Raw genomic sequence first — 26,153 nt, 5'->3', positions numbered from 1 at the left:
ACAGGTTCGGTCAGCGCCGAACAGTTTAATTACGCGACCTCGTGTCGCGCATAGGCCAGCGGATTGTAGTGCATGGATTTTGAAAAGTCGATACTGTTGAACACCCGCACCCTGTATTTCTCCCGTTGCAGAAACCGCCCGCACTGGTCGAGGGTGCCGCCCTTCGGGTCTACCACCACATACGAGGAATGGGCTTGAAGGAGCTGCGGGGTCAACCAGAACCTTGTCTTTCCCGAGCCGGACGAGCCGATGACACAGGTGTTTAGGTTCCGGGCATTGGCAGGTATCTTCGGACGGGTGTTCATGGTAAGGAACTCCGTCCCGGTCAGAATGACATTGTTCTGAAATTTAGGGTCTACAAACGGCTTTATATCCTCCTTTGTTCCAAAGCGGGCGGTGCCGTATTCCGCATCCCGCCGGAATTTTTTCGCCTGCCTGATCTTTGACTGTATCAGCAGATACACCCCAGCCGCACCGGCAAGGCCCACCAGCAGGTCAATACCGCCAAGCCCCGGCCAGTAGGTTTCAAAGGCTTTGGGGAAGGTATCGAGCATCCCCATGAGCTTTGTCCCGAAGTCTGTGCCGGGGGCGATCCGGTAGGCCGTCCCGATTTTGGAGAAAAACCAGAACACAAAGAGGTACGGCAGGTTTGGGAGCACATATTTTCTGATCTTGTCACTCAACGTCCGTCCTTCACCGCCTCTCTGGTCCGCTGCTTTTCCTTTGCCTGCGTCCTAATCTGCTCCGTGAATTTCCGAAGCTGACCGAGGATGGAAGCCTTGTCCTGCTCTTTGTTCAGCACCTTTGCGCTGTACTTCTGGAAGGCCGCCGTGATAGCGTCCGCCTGATTGGCTTTGAAAAACAGCAGGTAATGACCGGGGCTCACTTTATGGAAAGCGTAGTCCACATGGAACTCCTTCGCGATCCGGTCAAAATCCTTTGGAGCTCCCACATAGGGCATGGCACTTTTGCCGCCATAGTGGTTCATCAGCTTTTTCACGCTCTGACGTCCCTGCGGGGTCAGCGCCTTCTGGTGGTGCTTTTGCAGCGCCCGAACCACCTTGCCAAGAGCGGCAGCCAGCACTTTTCCTGTGAGCTTCGTTGTCCTGATCGAAAGGGCAACCGTTTTTTGGTTTACTTCTTCCTGCATAAAACCTCCTTTCCGTCGGGGTTCCCGCTATCCGGGAGGCCCCCGTACAATCTCGGGGAACAGAAATCCTCGGGCCAATGTGGCCCGAGGTTTACCGCTCGGCATCCCTGCCGGACGGAGCTTTCTTTTCCGGCTCCGTCTGGACTTTTTCGCCCTGTTCCCGCATGGTCTGCAAGATAGAGGGCTTCTTTTGAAGCTGGGAGGGCTTTTCGCCGGACAGCGGCTTGATACATTCCAGTCGGTCAGCCGCCCGGATGGCGTTGTCCGTGAGCTGCCTCTGCCATGCGCCTACGCTGGGAGCCCAACGAAAGCCGCTGCTTTTCAGCTCGGCCCGGGTGTCCGCGTCAGGCTTTCCATCAAAGAATACCTGCAAGCGGTTGTCCTCCCGGTTCATCTCCACACGACCCCCATCGAACTCCCAGCCGGAAAATTCCTGCTGTGCCTGTTTGGAAAGCTGTTCGATACGGGCCTTTACCCGGCGAATCTCCGCATTGTTGTTGGTAAGCTGGTAGCTTTCAAAGGGCCTCGGGTCGCTCCGCCAGCTTGCCGCCATGCTTGCTTTCAGCTTTTCGATCTGGTCCGGCGACAGCAGCGCACAGCCATCCAGCTTGCCATGCTTGCGGTAATAGGCGTTGACCTCCTTCATAATGAGCTGGGAGCGTTCCAGCCCGTCCAGCTTCTTCTGGAGCTTTTCAATCGCTGCTGGGTCATCGGCGCTGATCCCGCCCATGCCGGTACTGCGTATCTTATCCAGCAGCCCTTGAATATACCGCCATTCCTCCATGTTGCTGTCCCGGGCCCGGTTCTGTTTTTCCTTCTTTCCCACCGGGAAATTGGCAGGTCCGGCGATCATCACAGAGGGAACCCTTGCGTCAATGGCAAAGCCCTGGTTCATGTTTTCGGCCAGCTTGCGGGCGTAGGTGTCTAACAGATGGTCGATCTTCTCATGGTACATGGGGTCCACCCGGGATTTCTGCTTTTCCGCTATGGCGGCGGCCTTGTCCACCATTGCCCGGTATTCCGCCGTTGCGCTCCCTTCCTTGTAGTCGGAAAAGCTGTTCATTTCTTTTGCCCGGCGGGCGGCTCCTTCATTGATAGGGTAATAGTTGATGGTATGCACCTCCTTTATGCTTCGGGCCATGCTGGCCCGAAGTCCTACCGTTCTTCATGGGAAGGCCCCGCCTTGTCCTTTTTCGGAGCGGGTGGGGCTTCTTGAAACTGTTTGAGTGTAGCGAGGATGGAGTGGACAGGCTCGGCCTTTTCAGGATAGGCAAATATCCGGTGTTCCGGCGGAATGTCCTGCGGCCCGTGGTAATACTCCTTGAAGCCCTCCGGGACTGCCGACACATACCCACCGGGAGCGAATACGCCGCCCTCGTTGATACGCACATCCCGTCCGTATGCTTCATAATCGAAGTAGTTCTGAATGTGCTCCGGTATGTCGATGGTCCCAAGCTCGTCGGCGTAAAGACGGCCCAGCCCTTCATCATCGGAAATATCCGGGTAAAAGCGGTAAAGGTCAAGGTTCTGCGTCAGGTTTATCAAATCCTTCACGCTCCTTGTGTGGTTTCCCAAGACAAGAGCGGCTTCAAAGGTTTCCAGTCCGCCCTTATCCCGCACTTCCAGCAGGGCGTGGCCCAGCTCGTTCAGCTCGTCGATGTTCTCACATTCGTAGAGATGATCGTAGAGCCCCAGCACATCACTGTCAAAGCTGGTAAAGAACACTTCGCTGTACCGTTTCCCGTCTATCCCGATTTTGGCAAGGGCGGCCTGCAACTCCTGTGTCGTCATGGGGAAATGTACCGTTGTCCCTACCTCAATCCCCATTAAGGGGTATAGGGCTGTATTGGTTATATAGGCTTCAAACATGGGCTCATTCCTCCTTTCCGGACCGATCAGCCAGCACCTCATAAATCCCGGCCATAATGTAATCGGCACAAGGGAGGGCAATCGCGTTTCCCAGCGCCTTGTAGCGTTGCAGAGGCCGGATCTCCACGCCGTCCGCCCCGTACTTTGTCCAGCCCTCCGGCAGCCCCATCAGCCGTTCGCTTTCCGTTTCCGTCAGAAAACGGATACAGCCGCCCTCCGGGTCGCCCTCATACCAGAAGGCAAAGGGCGTTACATCACTGGCTAAAAGAGTGGGAAAAGGGTCAGTTGGTAATCCGAAGCTGTTTCGGAAGGCCGTTTCTTCCTGCCTTTTTGCCGCTCCCCGCATACGGAAGCACTGAAAGGGGTGGATGACTGGTATCTGCCGCCCTGTTTCAAAAGAAGCTGTTCGATCTCCTTCGGCGGCGGCCCGCCCGCCCTCTCCGCAAGGCGGAGAAAGTGGGAGCACTGGACGGGGCTTAAATAGTATGTCTGCGGCACGTCTGCCTCCAAAATCCGCCACGACGAAAATCCGCTGCCTTCGTGCCAGCCTTCGGGTGCCTGCCCAATACTGGGCGTCCATGAGCCGCCAGCACACATCAGGCGTTCCCCCTCGCACCATTCCGGCGTTTCCCCATCTTCCCGAAGGAGGCATTGGAACTTCGGTGTCCGAGAAGGCGGATAGGACGGCTCTAAAGTCCATCCGGTCATTTGTAGAAAACGCTCCCATGACGTTTTCCCAAACAGCGATAGCTGGATATAGGTTATCAGTAGCATCCCTCATTTCCTGTATGATACGAAACGCCTGATAGAACAGGCTTGATTTTGCCCCGGCAAGGCCGGAGCGGTTGCCGATCAGAGAAAGGTTCTGACAGGGGGAACCGAAGGTAATTATATGGACAGGTGGGATTTTCCCGCCGTCCACCTTCGTAATATCCCCCAAATGCACCATGTCGGGAAAGTGCCTTTTGGTTATGGAGATGGGCGCTTTTTCAATCTCGCTGGCCCATACCGGACGGATACCGCACCGGGAAGCAGCCAGAGGGAACACGCCGATCCCGTCGAAAAGGCTTCCCAGCTTAATGTCCGGCATGGCCCGGGGTACCATGTCCCTTCACGGCAAGCACCCCCTCCAGTGTGGTCGCCGCAATGCCCAGCCGCCCGGCAACCGCAATATCGTTTTTTACATCCTCGTCCACAACGCTGCCACAGACGATCAGGGTATGGGAGCGCCGCAGCATATCCCGGCGCATATCAATCCCGGCCTTATGTTCCTCGGGAACGCTGTCATTCAAAAACAGCGGCAGGTACAAGAGCGGGCAGATCGGGGAAAAGCCCGCCTCATAAGCAAGGCGGCAGTAGTGGGCCGCCAGCTCCATATCAACATCCGGCTCGCCGCTCCATGCGGCGGTCAGGTATGCTAAAGGTCGTTTCATTGGTTGAGCCTCCATTTCTGTTTTGGTTTAGGGAAAAGCAAGGTATCGCCCAACCCCTCCGCCCCTTCCCCCGGGAAGGGGAACGGCTCTGGAGAATTTATATCCCCGTCGCTTGACCGGGAAAAAGCATAACCGGGAGAAATCCGTCAAGGGTGCCTCTGGCACCGCCTGCGGCGGCGCTGCCCTTGACTGATTTTCCCGGCTATACTACGGAATAACTGGCGACGGGGAATAATTTATATCTCCAGAGCTTCGGGGCGCGGGGCAGAGCCCCGCAATCCTCGGGCCATGCTGACCCGAAGTTTCGGCTTACTTTTCCTGTTCGGTTTTCTTCTCCGGCTTTTCATGTTCCTTCTGCTGACCCTTCCAGTCGTCCAGCAGCTTGATGATCTGGTCCTTCATTTCCCTCGGCGTAGTTTCCTTGCCGAAATACTTGCTCAGTTCCGCACCTGTCAAAATCACTTTGTCTACCTCCTTTTTGTCCTCCATCATAATGCCGTCGATCACATCCCCGTTGAGCAGTTTCTTTTCGTCCAACTCACGCATACGCTTTGCCTGCGCCTGTGAAGGCGAGGACTGCTGGCTGTCAATGGCGACGGCGATATAGTTCTGGTTCTTCTTGCCGATATAGGAAAGCTCCACCGCCGTAGTAAAGCCCAGCTTTTTTTCATCCATCAGCTTCATCAGGTCGGGAACCAGCTCATTGAGACGGATATACCGCTGCACCTGCTTGACCGCCATCTTATTGCGCTCGGCCACAATTTCGTTGGAGCGTTTGCCTGCGTCCTTCGGGTCAATCTGGCCCGAAGTGCGGGAGCCCTGGTGCTTGATGGCTTCAAGCTGCATTTTCAAGGCTTTGGCCCGCTCACTGGGGAGGATTTCTTCACGCTGGTTCAGATTGTCCTCCACCATCTGCGTGATGGCTTCATCATCCGTCAGGTTTCGGACGATACAGGGCATATCCGCATATCCGGCAAGCTCGCTGGCTTTCTGGCGGCGGTGGCCGGACACGATCTCATAGCCGCCATCCTCACGGGGACGGACAATAGCGGGCTGGGTCACGCCCTTGTCCTTAACGCTGGACACCATAGCCCGCATTTCTTCATCGTCTCGGACTTCAAAAGGATGGTTCTTGAAGGCGTGGAGCTCGTTCAGCTTGATATAGACGATCTGCTCCTTGCCCCGGCGTGGTGCATCCTTCGGCTTTTCGGATTCCTTCGGAGCGGGAGCAGCCTGTACCGTTGGAGCCGTTTTTTTCTCCGGTTCCTTTTTGACCGCCTTTTCCGGTTTCTGTGCAGGAGCTTTGGGCTTCAGGGCTGCGGCCTTGTCCTTATCTTCTTTCGGGGGACGGCCCCGGCGCTTCGGCTGTTCCGGCTCTTTGGGTTTTTCCTCCGCTTTCTTCGGAGCCTCCGGCTGCTTTTCCGGTTTCTCCGCTTTTGTCGGGTCAGGCTTTTCCCCGCTGGAAGTTGCCGCCCGTTCCTCGGCTTTCTTTTCCTTCATAATTTCAGCGAAGTTATAGACGGAAACCTGCGGGTTCTTTACCTCCGGTTCCGTCTTTTTTTCCGGCTCCGGGGAAACGGAAACCTTCTCCGGCTCTTTTGGGGGAGTAGGCGGTGTTTCTTTGCCCGGTCCGGTATCCGTTACCGGCTGTTCCGGCGTTTTTGTGGTTTTATCATCTGCCATAAGCATTTACCTCCTGTTTTTTGGCATGAAAAAAGGGGCTCAACTTTTCAGTCAAGCCCCCGTGGGAAGTTCCTCCTTTCTCCGCCATGATACAAAAATACCGCCCGTAGTCTCATTTGGGCGGTACTTTGTGTAAGATTGGCAGTCCATTATTAAGTTTTTTATTATGTTCCCTTTGTACACCGTTGCAAAACATGTCTGATAAATATTTTACCGTTAATATTCGGGCATATTTGTATAAAGACGAACCGACATATATCGGAGAGGAAAGTCTTTACGACTTACTCTCCGATTTTTCTTGTCCCAAAAATCCCGATGTGGAATACTTTTTATTACATAATGCGATTGAGTTTACCAAAAAAGATCAATCTATCACTTATCTGGTATTTGATGCTGAAGATGCTTCACTGGTTGGTTATTTTTCACTTACAGTAAAACCAATCTCTGTCCGTGCTTCAAATATCAGCAAGACAATGGCAAAAAAGCTGTCCCGTATCAGTATTTTGGATGAAGAAACACAATCCTATACTACCGCAGCTTACCTGATTGCCCAGTTGGGAAAGAACTATTCTCTTCCAAAGAATAAACGAATCCCTGGAAATATTCTACTGGGATTTGCACTGGAAACCATATCCAGTCTCAAATATTCCGTAGGCGGCGTTATGGAGTTTCTTGAATGCGAAGATAATGAATTTCTTCTGAGCTTTTATACACAGAATCATTTCAAGCCATTTGATACTCGTATTACCGCTTCCCAGAATAATGAGCCACACACTCTGCATCAGCTTTTAAAATTTATTTGATTTAAAAATACACGAAAAAAGCGACAGTATGATTTACATTTTGTATTTCAGAAAACTGCCGCTTCTTTTTCTTGCTTATTCTGTTTTTCTTCCTCCAACTCCCGGAGGACTTCTTCGCCGTACTTATCAATCATCCGTACCAGAAAATCAATGCACCGCTCAAATTCAATATTCTGTTGCATAAGCTCCTCCCGTCATTGTTTTGATCTGAGCTTATTTTACAGAACCTGCCGAAAAACCACATTGAATAGAAATTGATTGTAAATTGACACAATCAATTTAAAAATATCCGCATTTTCTTGAATCGAATATACGTTCGTGTATATGATAGATATACTCAATCTTAACTACGAAAGGGGAATTTCTATTGAATCGATGCGATTTTTCTTCTATTAGCACTTGCTTAAAAAATCATATCAGCGAAAATAATCAAATGAGTCAGCCTGATTTTTTATACGAATTATTTGAAGATTTTATGGATGATCCGGCAAATCAGGATTTTTCAATGGACAACGGTCTGGTTTGCCGCTGGATGACCGGTCAGGCTAAAATCAGTCCTAAAATATCCGCTTACTATTCCAAACCCAGTAATCAGAAAAAGCTGGCAGAAACCATTCACCAAAATCTGCTTCCATTGATGTCTGACTGCAATATGGCTATGCAGGATATATACACATTATTTATACAAGATGACACCATCTCCGATGCCAAAAAGAAAAATCTGGCTTCTCTGTACAAACCAGCCAGCTCACGTCTGCTTTTTCTTGCAAAGCTGGTTTCTTTTGGCATGGAGCGACAATTTATCAAACGTGATACTAAAAATCAAAAATTAATTGCCGGAGGTGCCCTGTCCCCCATTGTGCTGGATTATATTATGGACAGTGAGGTTCCGAAACCATGCCGTCATTTTATCGGAAGAGATAAAGAACTGGAAGAATTATATACCATGCTTGAGGAAAACCGTCATGTTTTTCTTTGCGGAATCGCCGGCATCGGAAAAAGTGAACTTGCCAAAGCCTACGCAAAGCGATACATAAAGCATTACACCAATATCCTTTATGTAGAATATACCGGCAATCTCCATCAGGATATTACTGACATGGATTTTATTGATGATCCACCAGAAATCAGCGAACAGGAACGGTTTCAAAGACATAACCGTTTTCTGCGTTCTCTGAAATCTGATACTCTGCTTATCATAGATAATTTTAATGTCACTGCCACACAGGACAGCTTTCTGTCAGTAGTATTAAACTATCGCTGCCAGATTTTGTTTACAACCAGAAGCAAACTGGATGAATACTGTACTCTGCCATTAAAAGAAATAGAGGACATGAACGCTCTCCTCCAGCTGGCATCAGCATTTTATTCAGAGGCAGACACGTACCGGACAACAGTTGAAAAGATCATCGAAACTGTTCACTCTCATACTCTTGCCGTGGAACTGGCAGCAAAACTTCTGGAAAACGGAATCTCGACTCCAGACCAGTTATTAACAAGACTTCAGGTGGAAAAAGCATCTTTCCATAACGAAGATAAAATTAAAATAATCAAAGATGGACAAAGCAGCAAAGCCACCTATTACAGTCATATCCATACGCTGTTTTCTTTATACACTTTATCTCTTAAACAGCAGGATATCATGTGTAATATGTGCTTTCTTCCTTCCACCGGTATTTCTGCCCGTATATTTGCCAAATGGCTGGAACTGTCCACACTAAATGAAATCAACGATTTAATTGAGACTGGTTTCGTTCAGACAACAACACGTCGCACTATCTCTCTGCATCCGATGATTCAGGAAATCACTCTTTCAGAGACAAAACCATCTGTAAGTAGTTGCCACACATTGCTGGATTCTTTACAGCACATATGTTTAATGCATGGAATGGAAGTAGATTATTACAAAAAGCTATTTCAAACAATCGGAAATATCATAGAATTGATTGAAAAAGATGATATGCCAAAGTATCTGCTTTTTCTGGAAAATGCATTTCCATAGATGGATAACTATAACTATCACAAAGGTATGAAGGGAATCATTCAGGAACTGAAGGTGCTGTTAAAGACAAAAAGCATTGGCACCAACTCTGACCGGGCGTTATTACTGGATTTTCAAGCAGCCCTTGAAACCAAACCTGAAAAAGCAATAAAACTGGAAAAGGATGCACTTGCCCAGATAGAAAATATTACTGCTGACAATGCTCGTCTTGTTTCCAACCTTCATGCCAATCTCGGTGGACTTTACCGCATGAACGGTCATCCCGATCTTGCAAGAGAACACATGGAAAAAAGTATCTCACTGCTTGACCAATTTAACCTGCTTCATATAAATGACAGCATACCTCAGATTGCCAATTATGCAATGTTCCTGACAGAACAGCAGGAACCCGAAAGAGGGATCTCCGAATTGCAAAAATTATCCGGCATCATCAAGGAATACCATTCCGATGAATGTCTGGATTATGCCAAAGTACAGGAAACCCTTGGAACCATTTATCTGATGACCGCCAATCTTTCACACGCCAAAACACATTTTAAAAAAGCTTTCAAAATATATGAAAAGATCTGGGCTGATGAGCCTGAAATGATTGAAGCAAAATATCGGGAGATTCAGGAGTTATATCCACAGATTGGATTTTCCATTGGAAAAACTCTATCCGGTCTTTTAACAAAATAAGTACAATTTACGGCGGGCAACTTGCCCGCCGTTATATTCAACTATTCGTCAAATAAATATATGCATCTTCCAAAGTGATATCATTATCCGGGGCGCAATTCTCATTTGGCTTTCCTTTGCTTAATACTTTCATATGAATTCCATTTTCTACATACTGCTTAGATGAAATAGAATAATTGGCTTCTAACAAACGGGCTTCTTCTGCATTTTGTACCGTACAATTCCAAACACAACCCTTTGCATTTTCCAGCAACCCACTCACGCTTCCGGAATATAAAAAACTTCCTTTTTTCATAATGGCAAGCTGTGTACAGGTTGCTGCTAAATCTTCTACTACATGAGTGGAAAACAGCACAGTTCTATCCTTTGAAAAATCAACCAGAAGATTGCGGATCCTAATCCTTTCTTCCGGATCTAACCCAGTGGTAGGTTCATCAATAATCAAAAAATCCGGATTATTAAGAAGTGCCTGTATGAGTCCGACACGTCTCTTCATACCACCAGATAATTGCCGCATTTTTTTATTCTGATGCTCTGTAAGAGAAGTCTTTTCCAGATAATAGGTAATTCTTTGTTCGAGGTCATTTCTGGATACTCCTGACAGTCCCCCCATATATACAAGACATTCTTTCACCGTAAGATTCGGATATAAGTCGATTTCCTGTGGAAGATAACCAATCTTTTTCTGTATTTTCTCATAATTTCCCTCGTTATACAGAATTCCATCAAGGGAAACCATTCCTTCCGTTTGTTTTAAAACAGTTGTAAGAACCCTCATCAAAGTGGTTTTTCCAGCACCATTCTCACCCAAAAGTCCGTAAATTCCCTTAGGTATTTCAAGAGATGCCTTATTTACTGCAACTACACCATTTTTAAATCTAACTGTTAAATCATTTATTCTAATACTCATAATCTATCCTCTTTTCTTTAAAGTAATTGGTAATACTGCAAATAAAAACAGCCCCGCTATAAAAGACACAAGCGTTCCATAAATCCAACTCTCGGACATTAATTGAGTAGGTTCACAAAAGCTGAAAGAAAACAATCCCAGATTTCCGAAAAATGAACTTCCCGCTTTTGATATAAGTCCAATGACAATTCCAAATAAACATCCAATACCTGCCCACATATTTCGAAGCAATGTACACAAAATCACAGAGCATATACTCCAAAACCAGATAGTTCCAAACATTGCAATGAAATATAAAAGAAATATCTGAATACCCGAAATGCCTTCGTTTACACTGCCCGGTTTTTGCCAGAAAAACAAAACATATCCAACACAAGAAAGTATTAATAAATATAATATTTGAACGCTCACTCTCTGCGATATTACTTTTAACTGCTTTTTTGGGTCATACAAATGAAATACATCGGCACGCTTACTTTTTACTTCCATCAAATATGTGTCACTACAAAAAATAATTGTTAAAAATGCTATTGGAGACTGAATTGCTGAACCGATTTCTTCATAGTATATAATCGGATGAATAACACACAATATCAGTATAAAGGCACATGAATAAAAAATCTTATATAACGACAGGCAGTTTTTGAGTTCCGTTTTCAATGAACCCTCCTCCTTTTCCAGATTGTAACAGAAATACATACTAATATAACAGATGCGATCACAAGCATAATCTGATTTATATTTGACATTTTGGCTGCATGTGTTTCAAAAAACCTGCCAGGAAATCGCACCATAATAGAGAACGGTCTCATATAATAAATATCATTCTTCTCGGTCAGCATATTTGAATATATAATGTGTAAAAACAAAACTGGTGCTGCCGGAAGCGGATTTTTAAATATTAATGCTGTAATTGTATAGACACAACATATCATCAAAAGATTCGGCACAATATAGATCAGAGAATTCACGCAAAAATCAATTGGTGTTACCGGAAATCCCGATTCTAAAGACGTTTTCAAACACAGCATAAAGAATATAACATTCAAAATCACTAATACTCCCAGCATACTAATGAATCCGCTTATTACTTTCCCACATATATATTGGATTGCCGTAACAGGCTTTGTATGTAATAATTCATAGGTACTTTTTCGTGTATCCTGAATAAATAAAAATGATAGCAAGACTGTTGCAAAAAAGGCCATATGCAATCCTGCAAAATCCGTGAACTTTTTGGCAAAGTACCAGGAAAAAGAATGTTCGGATAATTTCCGCTCGATATAATGATTGATTTCTTCTGCTGTCCCCTTATGAATTTCAAGGTCCTCATAAGCATATATTGCATTATAATAGCCATATTGGGATTCCAAAAACTCAGAAGCAGTCTTTACATCCATATTCTGAATTTCTTTCATTACATGATCCGCTTCCTGCCTGCTAAATCCAAAACCATTTTGGGAGGTGTCCATTAACGTCTCTTTGATCGTATCTTCCCACTCCCTTCTTCTTTCTTTATCATCAGATGTGGGAATGTACCCATCCATGACATCGGCATCTTCCAATTCTACATCATTTTGTGTGACCTGTTCATTCTGTTTGATATAATGAATTTGCAAATACGGTGACAGACATTGATACATACTGGCAACTATAATAATCAAGCCAATCCACAAAACAGGGTTCTTTAAATAATCAAGTATACTTCTTTTTATGATTGTTTTCATTGTATCTCTTCCTTTCTTTATTTCTTTAACAACATCATACAAATCAATTCTCAATAAATTCACAACAAAAAAGACTAAAACCACTTTATTTGTGATTTCAGCCTTATAAAGTATTTTTATTCAGCTTTGAAAAGAGCTTCTACATGAGCACCGCCTTGTCTGGCATTATATATTTTCAAATTTCCTCCATGCTTTTCACAGAAAATACGAGAAATATACATACCAAGGCCAAAATGCTTTAAATCATCTTGTGGATTCTTATGATAAAATGGTTCTGTTACTTTTTCCTCAGTATCCACAAATCCTATTCCATCATCTTCAACAGAAATTATAAGAAAACCATCCTTTTTCTTTATCTGCAAAGCAATACTTTTTTGTGCATATCGAACCGCATTTTCCAGTAAGTTGTCTGTCACTTCCATGACAAGTTCCTCATCCACTTTCACAATGTTTTGTTCCTGCACTCTTTCTACCTTACATAATTTACTTTCCTTCTTGGACAGCATGGCAGCTTCTGCCTCAATCTTTTTTGCCAGTTCCGATAATTCTATCTCTGAGCATTGCAGTTCCCTCTGTTCTAAATGGGACATTTTTCTCATGTTTTCCGTGAAATGCTCTATACGGTCAATCTGATACATGCCTGTTTGTAAGATATCAATAACATCCTCTGTTTTTATACTCTCAGCAGAAACAAACTCTAAGAGCATTTCCTGATACCCACGCAATATGGAAAGTGGAGAACGTATATCATGTGCAATTGCATTCCGCAAAGCCTTCTCGTCATCAATCATTCGCCACATCTTTCTGTTGTTATCTGATAAATCACTTCGCATCCTTTCAAATTCTTTACACAAAGTTCCCATCTCATCTTTATTTTCATAGGACACATGAAAATCCAGTTCATTATCTGCAATCATTTGTGAGGCATCTTTTAGTTCCTGTAGAGGTGTCTTTAACTTATTTTTATAAAAAAAGAATACCGCAACAACACTCCCAACAATCGAAAAAATCAGTACCGAATATGTTCCCATAAAGTCACACATTTCCGAAAGATGATGGTCCAAACGATTCATCTGTGATTGATTAGGTCTTGATATCTCAATCTCGTATTTCTTTCCATATTGCTGAAACACGTCCGTATAATCTGCATAATCAATATATTTTTCCCATATTTTATTCTGCATATTTCTTGCAAAATGAACTGTAAATCCAGATAACAGAAATGCTGCCGTTAAGCTGATCACAAAATAAAGCAGAATTGTTTTTTTCAGTGACAAGTTTCTTATTTTTTCCATCGGTATCCAATCCCCCATACAGTTTCTATGTATTCTTTTTCTGAATAATCCGCTATTTTTTTCCTTATACGCCGTACTAATTCCGTTATCGTTCTACTGTCCCCTTCCGCATCATATCCACAGACTTGTGCATATATACGTTCTTTATCAAACACCTGCCCTGGATGCATGGATAAGAATTCAATAATCTGATATTCAATTTTTGTGAACTCCATCCTGTGTCCAGCTATAGCTACTATTTTTTCAGAATAATCAATCAGCATTTCATCCATGAAACGGTATTCCGTTTTTTGTTGATGCCTTTCTTCTCTCTTTATGTTTGTAACAATCCTCGCTTCCAACTCCCGAAGACTAAATGGTTTCGTAATATAATCATCCCCACCTGAAAGCAACCCATTAATTTTATCATCTTCGTCAACTCTTGCTGTTAGAAATAAAATTGGACATAACACTTTACTGCGTATCAGACGACATACTTCAATCCCATCCATGCGTGGCATATTGATATCCAACAAAATAATATCCGGTTTCATTTTTATTTTATTTAATGCTTCCATTCCATCTGTAGCCGTAATGGTTTCATATTGTTTCATATTAAAATAACTACAAAGCATTTTCACCAATTCTTTATCATCATCGACAACTAAAATCTTGTATTTCATCCAAACCACCTCCAGTATCCATATTATACGATAAAAAACAATGAAATCACAACAAGAGTACATGAAGAACGTAAGCACAATATATCTTTTTTCTCAATTCCTGCTCAATTTCCCCTCAATGCCTTTTTCCTCCGATCTTCGTATGCTTATCTCACAGCAGAGCAGTACCACACCGGTACGACCTGCTGAATCAATCAATACGAAAACGGAGGTATTTTTTATGCGAGAACTCAGAAACACAAAAATCATTGCTGTAGATCATGGCTACGGCAATATGAAAACAGCAAACATCGTCACACCAACCGGCATCAAAGCCTATGAAACCGAACCAATCTTCACCGGGAATATTCTGGAATATAACGGCATTTACTACCGGATTGGCGAAGGACACAAAGAATTTATCCCGGATAAAGCTATGGACGAAGAATATTATCTTCTGACGCTAATGGCTATTGCAAGGGAACTGAATGTCTTTTCCATCCGTGAAGCAGATGTTCATCTGGCTGCCGGACTTCCTCTGACATGGATCAGAAATCAAAGAGAAGCTTTTCGTTCCTATCTGCTCCAGAATCCAGAAGTCCATTATCGTTTCAACGGCAAAGAATATCATCTCCACTTTGTGGGATGTAGCCTTTACCCACAGGGATATCCGGCTATCATAAACCAACTAGGAAATTTCAAGGGAACCAATCTCCTTGCAGATATCGGAAACGGAACCATGAACATTCTGTATGTCAACAATAAGAAAGCTCAGGAAAGCCGATGCTGGACAGAAAAACTTGGTGTAAACCAATGCATGATTGCTGCAAAGAACGCTGTTCTGGACAAGTTTGGAGTGAAGATTGAAGAATCCACAGTAGAACAGATTCTGCGGTTTGGAACAGCTGACATTTCAGCACCATATCTGGATTGTATCAGTTCTATTGCCAGACAGTATGTGGCAGAACTTTTTTCCACACTCCGCAAATATGAATACAATCCTGACCTAATGCGCCTGTATGTAGTTGGCGGCGGTGGATGTCTGATCCGTAACTTCGGAACTTATGACAAATCACGAGTCACTATCATTGATGACATCTGTGCCACCGCCAAAGGTTATGAATCTCTTGCTTATATGAGCCTGAAAAGGAGGGGATAAACCATGCAGAACAATATCCGCAACACAAACCTGCGTTTTAATCTGGACAAAGAACAGCAGCGGAGAGCCTGGGAATATTTACAGACAATGGACAGGCAGGATTTTAAATCTTACAGTCAGGTAATCTCTCTTGCACTGGTAGATTATTTTGACCGCTACTACCGCACACGGGCTGATCCTTATCTGGAAACAAGAGAACGGGAAGAACTTTTTGTGAAACAGATTGTAGATGCAGTGGAAAACAGTCTGAAACAGGCATTGCCACTTTTTCTTTCCGGACTGACTGCAGGCATGGCGCAAAGGGAGCCCCAAATCAGGTAATGTCATGATGCCAAGGTCAAAAGGTCTAAATCCACATGAGCTTGCTCATAAGTGGATGAAAGGCCTTGGGACCCGCCCCAATATGAGCCTAAAAGTGGGATGACAATCCCACGATATGCGAGAGGCTCGTCCGATAACATAACGGAGAGGATCCCCAACCGCTCAATTCCCACCGTATTCCAGAAATCCGCCCCGCTGTCCGCCTTTTTCCGCTCAAAGGACACAACGCCCACCGGCCGGAGCATCCTGTGCTTCAGCACAGGCTTTAATTTTTCAGCCTTGCCCAAAAAAGAATCATTGTTTTTTACCTGTCCCATACTGTCATTTCTCCTGTTCTCCCACGCTTTCGGACATGCCGCACCGCGGCACAAACAACAGTTGAAATCCGTGAAGAGCAAATCAACATTTCCGATGCTCCTCCCAGAATGCGACTGCATCCCGCAGCCAGCCCTCTGCCGCAGTATCTATCCCCAGGCCAAAGCCATGACCCAGCTTATCATACATGACGATATCGACATTTTCCTGCCCCAGCGCTTTCCTGATGTCCGGGATGATCTTCTCCACGGCCGCAAAACCGGTAGGGTCATCCCGCCCGACCCTGGAAAATATAGCAAGCCCCTTGTCCTCCTCGTGAACCTTAAGCTCCCAGTGCAGGCCATAGATGGGGAAGATGGCGGCGGGCCTTGGCAGATTATGTTTATGGCAGCAGTCCTTATAATCAGAAAATGCGTAGGCTGTCGTCATCAGGCCTCCAGCGGAGAACCCGAACATACCAAAGCCGTCCATCGTATAGCCGTACTCTGCCTGATGCCCTATCAGATACCTTACCGCCGGCAGCACATCCTTGGATGCCTCCCCGCCCTTGGCCTGCGGTTCGGTTTCATGCAGCTCCACATTCACACGGTAGACCAGCACAAACGCACTGTATCCCCTCCTGTGCAGCTCCATGGCTGCCGGGATGCTCTCCAAATAAGAGGCTACGCCGTCAAACCCGCCGCCCGCAATCAGCACAGCCACGGGCTTCCCTGGCTCCCCCTGGAACAGGATCCCCTGTACCTTTCCCTTGTCGGGATCACGCCTTACCTCATCCTCCGCATAAAGCCCGCTGATGAAATGCACCTTTTTCAGCCCTTTCTGCTCCACGACATAGTTGAAACCATCCACGATGCTCTGCGCCTGTGCGGGCTGCCCGATAAGATTGCACAAACCATGGACGCTCATGCCTGACATGGCATATATTTCCTTTGGCGACCCGGTCTTCATAAAAAGCTCCGGCCTGCCCTCCCATACGGGATGCTGCAGGAAGAACGCAATCTTGTCATTGATCGTAGCCCTGCGGAACCCTCCCGCGACATTGTAAAACTCCGATTCCTTTACCTTCGGCATATGCTTGACGCCTAAGATTGCCGGCCAGAACAGCCCTTTGTACTTACCCATGTTTTTTTCCTCCTTATCTATTTCAGAACGGTCTCGGAAACTCCATAAAACCCGAATCTCCGCTCTTTTTGTACTTGTTACTTTTTTCGTTTCCTCCCATTTTCAGAGAGGGATTTTAAATTTTTTCAGCAAATTTCCAAAAAACTATTGTCATTTCTCGTGAATTGTGCGCCATTCACTACACGTTGATATTCCACTCCTTTTGCGGTTTACCAGTGCCAAAAGACATGATTCTGTCAGTTTTCTGGTAGCTTTCCATGAATTTGAAAAACACATGCCCGACCTGCACATATCAAATATGTGCCTTGATTCTGCCATGGATAACTATCCAACATATAAGCGGACTCTTTCCCCAATAGCGTTTGTTTCAGCTCTCATTCAAGATGGCTGCTTACCATGTCTTTTTTTACTGCAGCTCTTCTAAACATCATCTCCTCCGCTCGCAAACCACTGTATTACTGATTTGCTGGAATACTCTCTGAATTATATCAATTATTTATTGAGTTTCCGAGACTACTCTGCGAATAATTGGGAGGATTGTGGGAGTGCAAAGCACGGAACAATCCGTAGGCATCATAGTTGGGGGCTTTTGACCCCAACATCTTTAAAAAAGGTCAGATGTTTTATAATTTTATAAAACACTTGACCTCTCAAAATTCACTCTTCCTGTTCTTGAAAAAATTATTTCCGATGTGCCTCCCAGAATTCCACTGCCTCTTCAAACCAATGAGGTACTATGGTATTGGAACCAATACCAAATCCATGTCCGAGATTATCGTAAATCCGTACAGACACATTGTCCTCACCCAACACGGATTTCAATTGCGGAAGTCTCTTCTCTACATTTCCGAATCCGTATTCATCCTCGCGCCCTGCGATGGAAAATACCGCCAGTCCCTTATCCTGCTCAAGCGCTTTCACATTCCAGTCCAGACCATACATCGGGAAAATCACTTTCGGTCTCGGCAGTTTTACTTTGTGACAGCAGTCCTCGTAATTTGCGAAGGAATATGCCGTAGTCATCATGCCGCCTGCCGAGAAACCGAATATCGCATAGTCATCCATATCCACAGACAGTTCCTGCTCATGCTCCTTCAGATAACGGATTACCTGCACCAGCTCCCTGACCGCTGCCTGCCCCTGTTTTTCATGTTCCGTTTCTCCCAGCTGTTTGCCAATCGGGTAACTGATTACCAATACGGAGTACCCCAACTTGTGTAATTTCATTGCCACGGGATATCCCTCGCAGTCCGTCACATTACTGATAAATCCACCTCCGGGAACGACCACCGCCAACGGTTTTCCTTGCTTTCCTTTGTAAAACATTCCGGTCAAATGAGACTGATATGGATTCTGTTCTATCATTTCTTTCGAGTTAATATCGGAAATCAACTGCGCCTCTCCACTTTCCACAAGCCGGGTCAGGTAATTAAAAGCCTCCAGTGCATTTTCCATCTGATCACTTCTGCCCTGCGCTTTTAGAAAATCTGCATATTTTGCCGGGGCAATCGCTTTTAACACGTTATCCTCAACATTAAAAAACATATGCTTATAGCCGCCAAACACCGGATGCTGCATAAAAAATGCCATTTTATCATCTTTTTCCGCTTTCCGGAATGTTCCGTCTGCCTGATAATAATCTTTCTTTTTTATATTCGGAAAACCGCCGATGCCAAACAGTGCCGGCAGAAACATCGCATTTTTCTTATAAACATACCCCACAAAGCCGACTGCTAAAATGAGCAGCACGAGCATTATCATTGCCAGAATTTTCATATGTTCTTTTCCTCCTTATCTCTTGCCCAAAATTGTCCTGCGTGCGCCACTGCCGTAAAATCTTCCGGCTTTACCGGAGCATCACATATCACTCTCACATAGCGGAAACCATGATATGTAAAATGCGGTCTGTACTCTGCGGGTTTCCCGTTAGATATATATACATCCGTCTGTGTATGACCTGTCATGTCAGCACCAGCTATATTATTAAAATAATTCCCCTGAGAATCCTTGGTCTCAAAGTGATCTAGTATCAACTTTGTTCCTGCGGGCAAATCCACCTTTACCCGCAGTACACCTGCCAGATTCTGACCGAAATCGATAATGGTCTCTCCCTTTGGGCTTACCTCCATACCGACCGCCTCCACTTCTTTCACCGGCCGCACAGGTTCACCATACTGTACCATCGGCAACTTTCAACTTATCGTCAGAGAGAACTGTCTCAAATGTGCCGTCTTCATACTCAATTCTCGTTTCAAACAACACTGCGCACTCCACTCCCTTTTCATAAAACCTGTTTCAAAGGAGGATGTGGCGGTGGCGGTATCACCGGTGTTATCCGTCGCTGTGGTTGTTTACTTTTAATCTTGACAGTTCCATCGCATTCTCCTTCAATATGTTACTTATTGCTGCGCGCTGCGATTGCCGTGTGCATTTCCTCTACTGCTTTTTTATCCAACGTATACTGTGTACCAAAAAGAATCGCCCCTGCGGCAGTCAGGATAGTCGGAAGTATCAGTACGCAGAGGATAATTCCTGTATTGATACTCTCCGGCTGGGCAACCGAGCCGGTAACAAAACCTGTAGCTGCCAATACATACCCCGGAATCGCTCCTCCGAGTCCCTGCGCCACTTTTGTAATAAAAGATGTAAGCGATGCGATCGCCGCTTCTGCACGTTTTCCGGTTTTATACTGCACGTAAGTAGTATTATCTGCCTGTATACTGGTTGTCAGCGGTGCTATACATCCGCCTGCCACACCTCCTGCCACTGTACTAATATAGATCAAAAGCATAGATCTCACATCAATCAAACGCAGTGCGGAAAACAGGATGGATACGACGATTGCCATTACAAAAATCTGTTTCTTTCCAAACCGGTTTGCCAGAATTGGTCCAAGGAAAATTCCCACCAGAGCAGTTATCATTGAAACAAGTGACACCCCTGACATAAGCGTCATATCACCCAATATATATGTGTAAAAATAAGCGCCGGCTCCTCCTGCTATATTACTGCCCACCCCGACTACCAGTGCCACTAAAAACAGTGCCCAGACAGGTTTATACCGCAAAAACTGTAACAATTCCCTGAATGTATAACTTTCTTCTTTTTTTCCTTCAAAAGCTACTCTTTCCTTTACACAAAGAGCCCCTGCAATAGATAAAACCAACACCATGGCCATGGAACCGAAAATTAACACGTAATAGTTCTGTAACGTTCCTTCCGCCACAAGAATCGGTGCTGCCACAGCCAGTACCGCGCTACCTATCATTGTTCCCAACGCGTTGAAAAGTGACAAACTGTTTCTCTCCTTGTCATCCGCGCTCATGACCGGGAGCAAACTGTTCTTGGAGATATCCATAATATCAAACGTCCAGCCCAGCAGCAGATACGTCACATACACAATCACATATTTTCCGACCGGAATCCAGACTGCGCCAAACCACAGTAAAATATAATTTATAACACAGATGATTGTTCCCAGAATAATCATAGGGCGAAATTTTCCCATTTTTGTTACCGGAAATTTGTCCAGAAAATATCCCATAATCGGGTCGCTGATTCCATCCACCACCTTGGATATTAAAAACAGGGTCGCCAGTGCTGCCGGTTCCAGACCAACCACATTCGTATAGTAAATCATAAAGAATCCTGACAATAATCCCATCAGTGGAATATTTCCCGCACATACCATAAATAAGCCCATTTTTTCCACGATACTAACCTTTTGTTTTTTACTCTTCTCACTCATTTGTTCTCTCCTCGTTAATATTGTGATAATGCTGTATTCAACATCTCTGTCTGCCCTTCATCCATCGGTCCGGAAAACATCTCCGCCACCTGTCGAAACGACAGTCCATAGACCGCATCCGGTATCATATCCACCTCGGTCATCGTCGACAAAAATGCCCGTATCTGCGGATGGTTCAGCAAATCTTCCAGCTTTGACTCCACGCTGTATATTTTCTTTAACTTCTCAGTTGCCTCATATACGACTTCATAGTTTCCTGCAGTGATATAACAAATACCGTTCACCACTGTTGCGAATAGTGGATTTGTCTTATCTTCAAACAGAATCTCCGGAGCATGCGGCAATCGCACCTCGCCTTCTCCGCCAAACGGAATCGTAATTTTGATTCTAATCCTGTTATCCTCCATAATTTCCCAGCTGCATGCATACTGTCCGACGGCCGAATCATACACTGCCTCTGCCCTTCTCAAATCATAATGGACATTCGGACAAATTGCAATCCTTCTTCCTCCCGGAGATTCTTCCAAAAGATGGATTCCTCCCACATGGCGGAACATCCATTCCAGAATCGCCCCGTAAGAATAATGGTTGAGACTGTTCATTCCGGTACTGGATATCTTACCGTCTTCATCCAGTGAATTCCATCGTTCCCAGACTGTGGTGGCTCCCAGTTTCACTTCGTGCAGCCACCCCGGATACTCCTCGTTCAAAAGCAGGCGGTAGGCGGTATCCGTCATTCCGTTATCGGTCAACACATTGCACAAAAGAGAGGTTCCCACAAATCCGGTATTCAATTTGTTTCTGCTCTCGCGGAAAAGTTTCTTTAACATCTCTCTGGTCAGCTCTTCGTCCTCTGACAAATGATATTTCAGAGCCAGCAGAAGACCCGTCTGTGTCTTTTCCGCGCATCTTCCGGTCGGGGTAAAATATTCTTCTTTTACCACACGCCATTGTTTTTCGGCGATTTCCCGATATTGTTTTTCCTCTTCCTTTCGCCCGAGAACCGCCGCTGCCTTCGCTGTAAGCTCCGCGCTTGCCGCATAATAAATATCCGCAATATAGCCTTCATCGGTCGCTCCGTATACATTTCCCGCCGCGGCTCCCACCCGGTCAAGCGCCAGCCAGTCTCCGTAATGGAAGGAATGTCTCCATCCGTGGTGCTCTCCGTCCACCTTACGGATATAGTCCACCCAAGCCTTCATACTGTCAAACTGCTGTTCCAATATGGCAGCATCCCCGCTGAACAGATAGACATTCCACGGAACGATACAGGCCGCATCGCCCCATGCACAGGAACATTTCGACGGACCGAAGGTCGGCACCACCTCCGGAACCATCCCTCCGGCAATCAGCTGTTCCTTATACAAATCGTACAGATATTTTCTGTAAAATGCATAGGTATCCGCCAGATAACATGCCGTACCCGAAAACACCTGTGTGTCGCCTGTCCATCCCATGCGCTCATCTCTCTGCGGACAGTCTGTCGGCACATCTAAGAAATTATCCTTCATGCCCCATTCCACATTGGAAATCAACTGATTTACCAGTTCATTTCCTGTCTGTATACTACCGGTACCTTCGTAATCACTGTAGAGTGCCATTCCCGTAAAATCTTCACAGGAGACATTGGTTACCCCGCTGATTTTTACATACCGGTATCCGTAAAATGTAAAATGCGGAACAATGTCTTTTTCTTCCCCGTCAGAGATATACACATATTCCGACAAAGCGGTTCTTAAGTTTTCGTTATAAAAACATCCGTCCTGCAGGATTTCGCCTGTCTGGATTCTGATTTCTTTTCCTTTCGGCTCATGGACATGAAGTTTGAAAATCCCGGTAATCTCCTGCCCTAAGTCAAACACCCATTCATCCTTCGGGGTGTGAATCAGTTCCTTCGGTGTAAACTGTTCATGCACAGTCACCGGAAGGGACAGCCGCTCCGTCAGTCGCCCCTGCGGCGCCTCCGCAAGCTGCGCGCTGACAGGTTCGACAGGTTCCAAGGTATCATCCCGTTTCTCCCCGTCATATATATTGGAAAAAAACAGATTGCTCCTTGTCACTTCCCATGTGTCATCCGTGCCGATTATCTCTTGTGTGCCATCCTCATATTCCAGATGCACCTCTACCAGCAGTTTCCACTCGTCGCCGTAAAATCCTTTCTGTTCTGTCTGATTGAGCCCGAACCTCCCTTTGTACCACCCATTCCCCAAAAGAACGGACAACACACCTTCGCGCTGCATCTGCGCGGTCACATCATACGTCTGATACTGTAACCACTGATTGTAGTTATTGCAGTACGGGGTCAGATATTCTTCCCCAATTTTCGCGGATTTTAAAATATCTGTTTCGGTTTTCTCTCCATCCGTAAAATATGCCTCATAAAGCCCCAGTCCGCAGAGATAGAGACGGGCTTTTTTTACCTTTCCACGGGGAATGATTCGCTTTGAGAAAATGGGATGGCGTTCCATCCTGCTGTCGCAGGTAATCCATTTTCCCACCCACGGCTCGTCCCTCTTTGCCGTCTCAAAGAACTGTACGTCGGACTCCAGCACTTCGTCTGCGTCCGTAGTAACGATTACCTTCCAGTAATATCTGGTACAAGGCTCCAGATTCATCTCCGCTTTTACAGCCAGACTGTCGAGCTTTGCCTCCCCGGTGTCCCAAAGAACATCCGCGAAGGTTTCATCCTTTGCCACAAGGATTCTGGCACATCTCTGGTTCTTTCCCCTGCATTCTCTGACCTTCCACGAAAAAACCACCGGATTCAGTAAAAATCCCACCGGATTCGTGATATGATTTGTTTTTGCTGCGTAAATCTGATTCATATTGCCGTTTTCCAAGCTCCTTCCTTTTTTCATTGTGTACACTGTAATTCGAGTATAATGGATTTGCCTCATAAAATCATTTACGGAATTTCATCATTTTACCTACCAAGCTTAAGATTTCAGCTCTTTGTTTACCTGTAAATCAATTCTTTCAACACAATCTCTTCTGCCATATTACGAATACCATTTACCGCTACCTCATCCTCAATTATCCTATTGTGCAAGTAAACAATTCAGCTGCCCGATCAGCTGTTCCACCTGCTCTCCCGGCATCTGCCCCAGCAGAGATTTCAGCGGCATTTCCCGGATAACTTGCTCTCCCAGCTTCTTGTATTCGTCACTCATCCCTTCTGCTGATGCGGCCGCTGCTGCCAAAGGCGCCAGCAGTTCCGTAATAACGGGAGCGGTTTTCGTATGATCCAATAATTCTCCGAACGTTGTTGTGAAATCTACGCGAAGGGGCAATTTTTTCTTTGTTTCAAACACAACATCAGCATGTAAGCGGATGTCATCAGAAGCATGGCCGATCAGGATCCGATATGTTCCGGATGGCGCATACCAGTCCCCAAGACGTTCTTCATAATAGGATAGATTCCTCGCCGAAATTTCCATCGACACCGTTTTCTCCTCTCCCGGCAGGAGATGAACTTTGGCAAATCCTTTCAATTCCTTGACCGGTCTCTCCGATATGCCGCACAGGTCAGCCACGTACAACTGTACGACTTCTTTTCCTTCTGTCTTTCCTGAATTTTTCACCTTGAGAGAGACTGTCAGTATATCCTCATCCGTCATTTGAGCCGATGACAAAGTCAGGTCCCCATAAGTAAATTCCGTGTAAGACAGCCCATGTCCGAATGCATACCGCACCGGAACCTTCTTTGTATCATAATAACGGTATCCGACAAAGATATCCTCGCCATATAACACCCGCTTTCCATTTCCCGGAAAATGAAGGAAGCTCGGATTATCTTCCAGCCGGTACGGGAATGTCTCTGCCAGCCTGCCGGACGGATTTGCTTCCCCGAATAACAGCCGGTCGCAGGCTTCGCCAACGCCCTGACCTCCTAGATACATTTCAAGGATCGCGCTTACCCGGTCTGCCCATGGCAGTTCTACCGGACTTCCATTGTGGAGTACCACTACAACATTAGGCTGTACTTTCAACACTTCTTCGATCAGCCGGTCCTGGCATTTTGGCAGCTTCATGGATGTTCTGTCATACCCTTCCGACTCAAATATCTCAGGCAGCCCGGCAAAGATTACCGCGACGTCTGCTTCTGCAGCAGTCCGAAGCGCTTTTTCCAGCTCTTGTTCCGTCATCGAGTCATTTTCGTTAGAAAATCCTTTTGCATAAGTCACGCTACGCCCTTTTTCTCCGGCAGCATCCAATGCCGAAACAACCCTGAACGGATTGATATGGCTGGAGCCGCCGCCCTGATACCGCGGCTTTTCGGCAAATTCCCCTATATAGGCAACCTTTCTGTCTGTATTCAGCGGAAGTATACCGTTATTTTCCAGCAGGACCGCACATTCCGTCTCAATATCAGCTGCTTTTTTATGATCTGTTTCCTTATCAGATATATCTTCCGGACGATGCTGCTCTTCACCGGCAAACACAACATTCAATACCCGCTCCACCGCTTCATCCAGCACAGCTTCGTCCAGTCTTCCCTCCTGTACTGCTTTCACAATCTGTCTGTCATTGTATCCTCCGGAATAAGGCATCTCCAGATCCAGTCCGGCCTGCAGTCCTTTCACACGGTTATTTACAGCGCCCCAGTCACTGACGACGCAGCCTTTGTATCCCCATTCTTTTCTCAGGATATCTGTCAGAAGATATCTGTTTTCCGAAGCATATTCTCCATTTATTTTGTTGTAGCTACACATGACGGTTCTTGGAGCTGATTCTTTCACCGCTTCCTCAAACGCAGGCAGGTAGATTTCCCTGAGCGCACGTTCTGACACTTCGGAAGATATCGTCATACGGAGTGTTTCCTGGTTATTCAGTGCGAAGTGCTTAATGCTTGTCCCCACGCCCTGACTCTGTACTCCGCGGATATATGCCGATGCCATCCTACCTGCCAGATATGGATCCTCCGACAGATACTCAAAGTTCCGCCCACATAACGGGCTCCTTTTAATATTCACCGCCGGGCCAAGCAGTATGCTTACATTCTCGGCCTGACACTCCGCTCCCAGCGTCTCTCCCATCCGTTCCATCAGGTCAACATCAAAGCTGGAGGCTGTTGCACAGGCTGCCGGGAAACAAACGGCCTTCACACTTTCATTCAATCCCAGATGATCCGTTTCCCCTTCCTGCTTTCTCAGTCCGTGAGGGCCGTCCACCATCATAACTGACGGAATGTTCAGTCGTTTGATTTCTTTCGTATGCCAGTTATCAGCGCCCGAGCAGAGACTTGCCTTCTCTTCCAGCGTCATTTTTGAAATCAGTTCCTTTATTCTGTCCATCGC

At 45.9% G+C, this 26,153-nt stretch carries 22 protein-coding genes and 2 pseudogenes; 4 read left to right on the top strand and 20 right to left on the bottom strand.

What is annotated here, in order from left to right:
- Positions 1-38 precede the first annotated feature (38 nt).
- From DW769_RS08690 to DW769_RS08660, 7 genes and pseudogenes are all read right to left on the bottom strand, one after another.
- A pseudogene (locus tag DW769_RS08690) lies at positions 39-683 on the bottom strand (type IV secretory system conjugative DNA transfer family protein); the annotation flags it as partial.
- Complete coding sequence (locus tag DW769_RS08685; protein WP_025543433.1) at positions 680-1,150, bottom strand: PcfB family protein; 471 nt, start codon at positions 1,148-1,150, stop codon at positions 680-682. The gene DW769_RS08685 and the pseudogene DW769_RS08690, both read right to left, overlap by 4 nt.
- Before the next feature lie 91 nt (positions 1,151-1,241).
- Positions 1,242-2,291, bottom strand: coding sequence for a hypothetical protein (locus tag DW769_RS08680; RefSeq protein ID WP_117482860.1), 1,050 nt, complete (start codon positions 2,289-2,291; stop codon positions 1,242-1,244).
- Between the two features lie 14 nt (positions 2,292-2,305).
- On the bottom strand, positions 2,306-3,019 hold the full coding sequence (locus tag DW769_RS08675; RefSeq protein WP_117482861.1) for an antirestriction protein ArdA: 714 nt from the start codon (positions 3,017-3,019) through the stop codon (positions 2,306-2,308).
- A gap of 4 nt (positions 3,020-3,023) precedes the next feature.
- Positions 3,024-4,109: a DNA cytosine methyltransferase gene (locus DW769_RS08670; protein ID WP_117861102.1), complete on the bottom strand. Its 1,086-nt coding sequence runs from the start codon at positions 4,107-4,109 to the stop codon at positions 3,024-3,026.
- Positions 4,096-4,452 carry a DUF7768 domain-containing protein gene (locus DW769_RS08665; protein ID WP_009901612.1) on the bottom strand — a complete coding sequence of 119 codons (357 nt, stop codon included), beginning with the start codon at positions 4,450-4,452 and terminating at the stop codon, positions 4,096-4,098. Before DW769_RS08665 ends, DW769_RS08670 begins: the two co-directional genes overlap by 14 nt.
- A gap of 309 nt (positions 4,453-4,761) precedes the next feature.
- Positions 4,762-6,135 carry a ParB/RepB/Spo0J family partition protein gene (locus DW769_RS08660; RefSeq protein WP_330425670.1) on the bottom strand — a complete coding sequence of 458 codons (1,374 nt, stop codon included), beginning with the start codon at positions 6,133-6,135 and terminating at the stop codon, positions 4,762-4,764.
- 194 nt (positions 6,136-6,329) lie between these two features.
- Here DW769_RS08660 and DW769_RS08655 point away from each other — a divergent pair, with 194 nt between their 5' ends.
- Positions 6,330-6,938, top strand: coding sequence for a GNAT family acetyltransferase (locus DW769_RS08655; protein WP_118750257.1), 609 nt, complete (start codon positions 6,330-6,332; stop codon positions 6,936-6,938).
- Between the two features lie 47 nt (positions 6,939-6,985).
- Here DW769_RS08655 and DW769_RS17050 read toward each other — a convergent pair whose 3' ends face one another.
- Positions 6,986-7,120 (bottom strand): hypothetical protein, encoded by a 135-nt coding sequence (locus DW769_RS17050; protein ID WP_199669434.1) that lies wholly within the window; start codon positions 7,118-7,120, stop codon positions 6,986-6,988.
- A 251-nt stretch (positions 7,121-7,371) separates the two neighbouring features.
- Between DW769_RS17050 and DW769_RS08650 the strand changes: the two are divergent.
- Positions 7,372-9,618, top strand: a pseudogene (locus tag DW769_RS08650) (tetratricopeptide repeat protein).
- 37 nt (positions 9,619-9,655) lie between these two features.
- Here the strand turns inward: DW769_RS08650 and DW769_RS08645 are convergent.
- The 5 genes from DW769_RS08645 to DW769_RS08625 form a co-directional block, all read right to left on the bottom strand.
- Positions 9,656-10,528 (bottom strand): ATP-binding cassette domain-containing protein, encoded by an 873-nt coding sequence (locus DW769_RS08645; protein WP_117509305.1) that lies wholly within the window; start codon positions 10,526-10,528, stop codon positions 9,656-9,658.
- 3 nt (positions 10,529-10,531) lie between these two features.
- Positions 10,532-11,188 (bottom strand): transporter, encoded by a 657-nt coding sequence (locus tag DW769_RS08640; protein WP_243038177.1) that lies wholly within the window; start codon positions 11,186-11,188, stop codon positions 10,532-10,534.
- Positions 11,185-12,255 carry an ABC transporter permease subunit gene (locus DW769_RS08635; RefSeq protein WP_117509306.1) on the bottom strand — a complete coding sequence of 357 codons (1,071 nt, stop codon included), beginning with the start codon at positions 12,253-12,255 and terminating at the stop codon, positions 11,185-11,187. Before DW769_RS08635 ends, DW769_RS08640 begins: the two co-directional genes overlap by 4 nt.
- Before the next feature lie 116 nt (positions 12,256-12,371).
- A complete protein-coding gene (locus tag DW769_RS08630) occupies positions 12,372-13,550 on the bottom strand; it encodes a sensor histidine kinase (protein ID WP_118750256.1) in 1,179 nt (392 codons plus the stop codon).
- A complete protein-coding gene (locus DW769_RS08625; RefSeq protein ID WP_014080778.1) occupies positions 13,538-14,212 on the bottom strand; it encodes a response regulator transcription factor in 675 nt (224 codons plus the stop codon). Before DW769_RS08625 ends, DW769_RS08630 begins: the two co-directional genes overlap by 13 nt.
- Before the next feature lie 220 nt (positions 14,213-14,432).
- Between DW769_RS08625 and DW769_RS08620 the strand changes: the two genes are divergently transcribed.
- Together DW769_RS08620 and DW769_RS08615 are read left to right on the top strand one after the other, a co-directional pair.
- Complete coding sequence (locus DW769_RS08620) at positions 14,433-15,350, top strand: ParM/StbA family protein (protein WP_118750255.1); 918 nt, start codon at positions 14,433-14,435, stop codon at positions 15,348-15,350.
- A 3-nt stretch (positions 15,351-15,353) separates the two neighbouring features.
- Positions 15,354-15,671: a hypothetical protein gene (locus tag DW769_RS08615; RefSeq protein ID WP_010782300.1), complete on the top strand. Its 318-nt coding sequence runs from the start codon at positions 15,354-15,356 to the stop codon at positions 15,669-15,671.
- A gap of 2 nt (positions 15,672-15,673) precedes the next feature.
- Here DW769_RS08615 and DW769_RS16415 read toward each other — a convergent pair whose 3' ends face one another.
- The 7 genes from DW769_RS16415 to DW769_RS08580 all read right to left on the bottom strand — a co-directional run bounded on the left by DW769_RS16415 (position 15,674) and on the right by DW769_RS08580 (position 26,150).
- Positions 15,674-15,988 (bottom strand): hypothetical protein, encoded by a 315-nt coding sequence (locus DW769_RS16415; protein ID WP_010782299.1) that lies wholly within the window; start codon positions 15,986-15,988, stop codon positions 15,674-15,676.
- An 82-nt stretch (positions 15,989-16,070) separates the two neighbouring features.
- A complete protein-coding gene (locus tag DW769_RS08610; protein ID WP_147326096.1) occupies positions 16,071-16,901 on the bottom strand; it encodes an alpha/beta hydrolase in 831 nt (276 codons plus the stop codon).
- An 888-nt stretch (positions 16,902-17,789) separates the two neighbouring features.
- Positions 17,790-18,884, bottom strand: coding sequence for an alpha/beta hydrolase (locus tag DW769_RS08600; protein WP_055267539.1), 1,095 nt, complete (start codon positions 18,882-18,884; stop codon positions 17,790-17,792).
- Positions 18,881-19,237 (bottom strand): family 78 glycoside hydrolase catalytic domain, encoded by a 357-nt coding sequence (locus tag DW769_RS08595; RefSeq protein ID WP_010782296.1) that lies wholly within the window; start codon positions 19,235-19,237, stop codon positions 18,881-18,883. Before DW769_RS08595 ends, DW769_RS08600 begins: the two co-directional genes overlap by 4 nt.
- A gap of 266 nt (positions 19,238-19,503) precedes the next feature.
- Positions 19,504-20,856 carry an MFS transporter gene (locus DW769_RS08590; RefSeq protein ID WP_055267537.1) on the bottom strand — a complete coding sequence of 451 codons (1,353 nt, stop codon included), beginning with the start codon at positions 20,854-20,856 and terminating at the stop codon, positions 19,504-19,506.
- Between the two features lie 14 nt (positions 20,857-20,870).
- Positions 20,871-23,681, bottom strand: coding sequence for an alpha-L-rhamnosidase (locus DW769_RS08585; protein WP_055267552.1), 2,811 nt, complete (start codon positions 23,679-23,681; stop codon positions 20,871-20,873).
- A gap of 213 nt (positions 23,682-23,894) precedes the next feature.
- Positions 23,895-26,150 carry a beta-glucosidase gene (locus DW769_RS08580; protein WP_118700806.1) on the bottom strand — a complete coding sequence of 752 codons (2,256 nt, stop codon included), beginning with the start codon at positions 26,148-26,150 and terminating at the stop codon, positions 23,895-23,897.
- Positions 26,151-26,153 lie beyond the last annotated feature (3 nt).

The sequence above is a fragment of the Blautia sp. AM29-29 genome (assembly GCF_003480555.1).
In the GTDB taxonomy this organism is placed as follows: Bacteria; Bacillota; Clostridia; order Lachnospirales; family Lachnospiraceae; genus Fusicatenibacter; species Fusicatenibacter saccharivorans.
The sequence above is the reverse complement of the archived record's forward strand: the minus strand, read 5'-3'. Positions and strand labels throughout refer to the sequence as shown.

Coding starts and splice junctions, on each gene's coding strand:
- DW769_RS08595 (WP_010782296.1), bottom strand. CDS start 19,237: ATGGAGGTAAGCCCAAAGGGAGAGACCATTATCGATTTCGGTCAGAAT.
- DW769_RS08625 (WP_014080778.1), bottom strand. CDS start 14,212: ATGAAATACAAGATTTTAGTTGTCGATGATGATAAAGAATTGGTGAAA.
- DW769_RS08635 (WP_117509306.1), bottom strand. CDS start 12,255: ATGAAAACAATCATAAAAAGAAGTATACTTGATTATTTAAAGAACCCT.
- DW769_RS08580 (WP_118700806.1), bottom strand. CDS start 26,150: ATGGACAGAATAAAGGAACTGATTTCAAAAATGACGCTGGAAGAGAAG.
- DW769_RS16415 (WP_010782299.1), bottom strand. CDS start 15,988: ATGGGACAGGTAAAAAACAATGATTCTTTTTTGGGCAAGGCTGAAAAA.
- DW769_RS08600 (WP_055267539.1), bottom strand. CDS start 18,884: ATGAAAATTCTGGCAATGATAATGCTCGTGCTGCTCATTTTAGCAGTC.
- DW769_RS08590 (WP_055267537.1), bottom strand. CDS start 20,856: ATGAGTGAGAAGAGTAAAAAACAAAAGGTTAGTATCGTGGAAAAAATG.
- DW769_RS08645 (WP_117509305.1), bottom strand. CDS start 10,528: ATGAGTATTAGAATAAATGATTTAACAGTTAGATTTAAAAATGGTGTA.
- DW769_RS08585 (WP_055267552.1), bottom strand. CDS start 23,681: ATGAATCAGATTTACGCAGCAAAAACAAATCATATCACGAATCCGGTG.
- DW769_RS08665 (WP_009901612.1), bottom strand. CDS start 4,452: ATGAAACGACCTTTAGCATACCTGACCGCCGCATGGAGCGGCGAGCCG.
- DW769_RS17050 (WP_199669434.1), bottom strand. CDS start 7,120: ATGCAACAGAATATTGAATTTGAGCGGTGCATTGATTTTCTGGTACGG.
- DW769_RS08620 (WP_118750255.1), top strand. CDS start 14,433: ATGCGAGAACTCAGAAACACAAAAATCATTGCTGTAGATCATGGCTAC.
- DW769_RS08675 (WP_117482861.1), bottom strand. CDS start 3,019: ATGTTTGAAGCCTATATAACCAATACAGCCCTATACCCCTTAATGGGG.
- DW769_RS08680 (WP_117482860.1), bottom strand. CDS start 2,291: ATGGCCCGAAGCATAAAGGAGGTGCATACCATCAACTATTACCCTATC.
- DW769_RS08630 (WP_118750256.1), bottom strand. CDS start 13,550: ATGGAAAAAATAAGAAACTTGTCACTGAAAAAAACAATTCTGCTTTAT.
- DW769_RS08655 (WP_118750257.1), top strand. CDS start 6,330: ATGTCTGATAAATATTTTACCGTTAATATTCGGGCATATTTGTATAAA.
- DW769_RS08610 (WP_147326096.1), bottom strand. CDS start 16,901: ATGTCAGGCATGAGCGTCCATGGTTTGTGCAATCTTATCGGGCAGCCC.
- DW769_RS08615 (WP_010782300.1), top strand. CDS start 15,354: ATGCAGAACAATATCCGCAACACAAACCTGCGTTTTAATCTGGACAAA.
- DW769_RS08685 (WP_025543433.1), bottom strand. CDS start 1,150: ATGCAGGAAGAAGTAAACCAAAAAACGGTTGCCCTTTCGATCAGGACA.
- DW769_RS08660 (WP_330425670.1), bottom strand. CDS start 6,135: ATGGCAGATGATAAAACCACAAAAACGCCGGAACAGCCGGTAACGGAT.
- DW769_RS08670 (WP_117861102.1), bottom strand. CDS start 4,109: ATGCCGGACATTAAGCTGGGAAGCCTTTTCGACGGGATCGGCGTGTTC.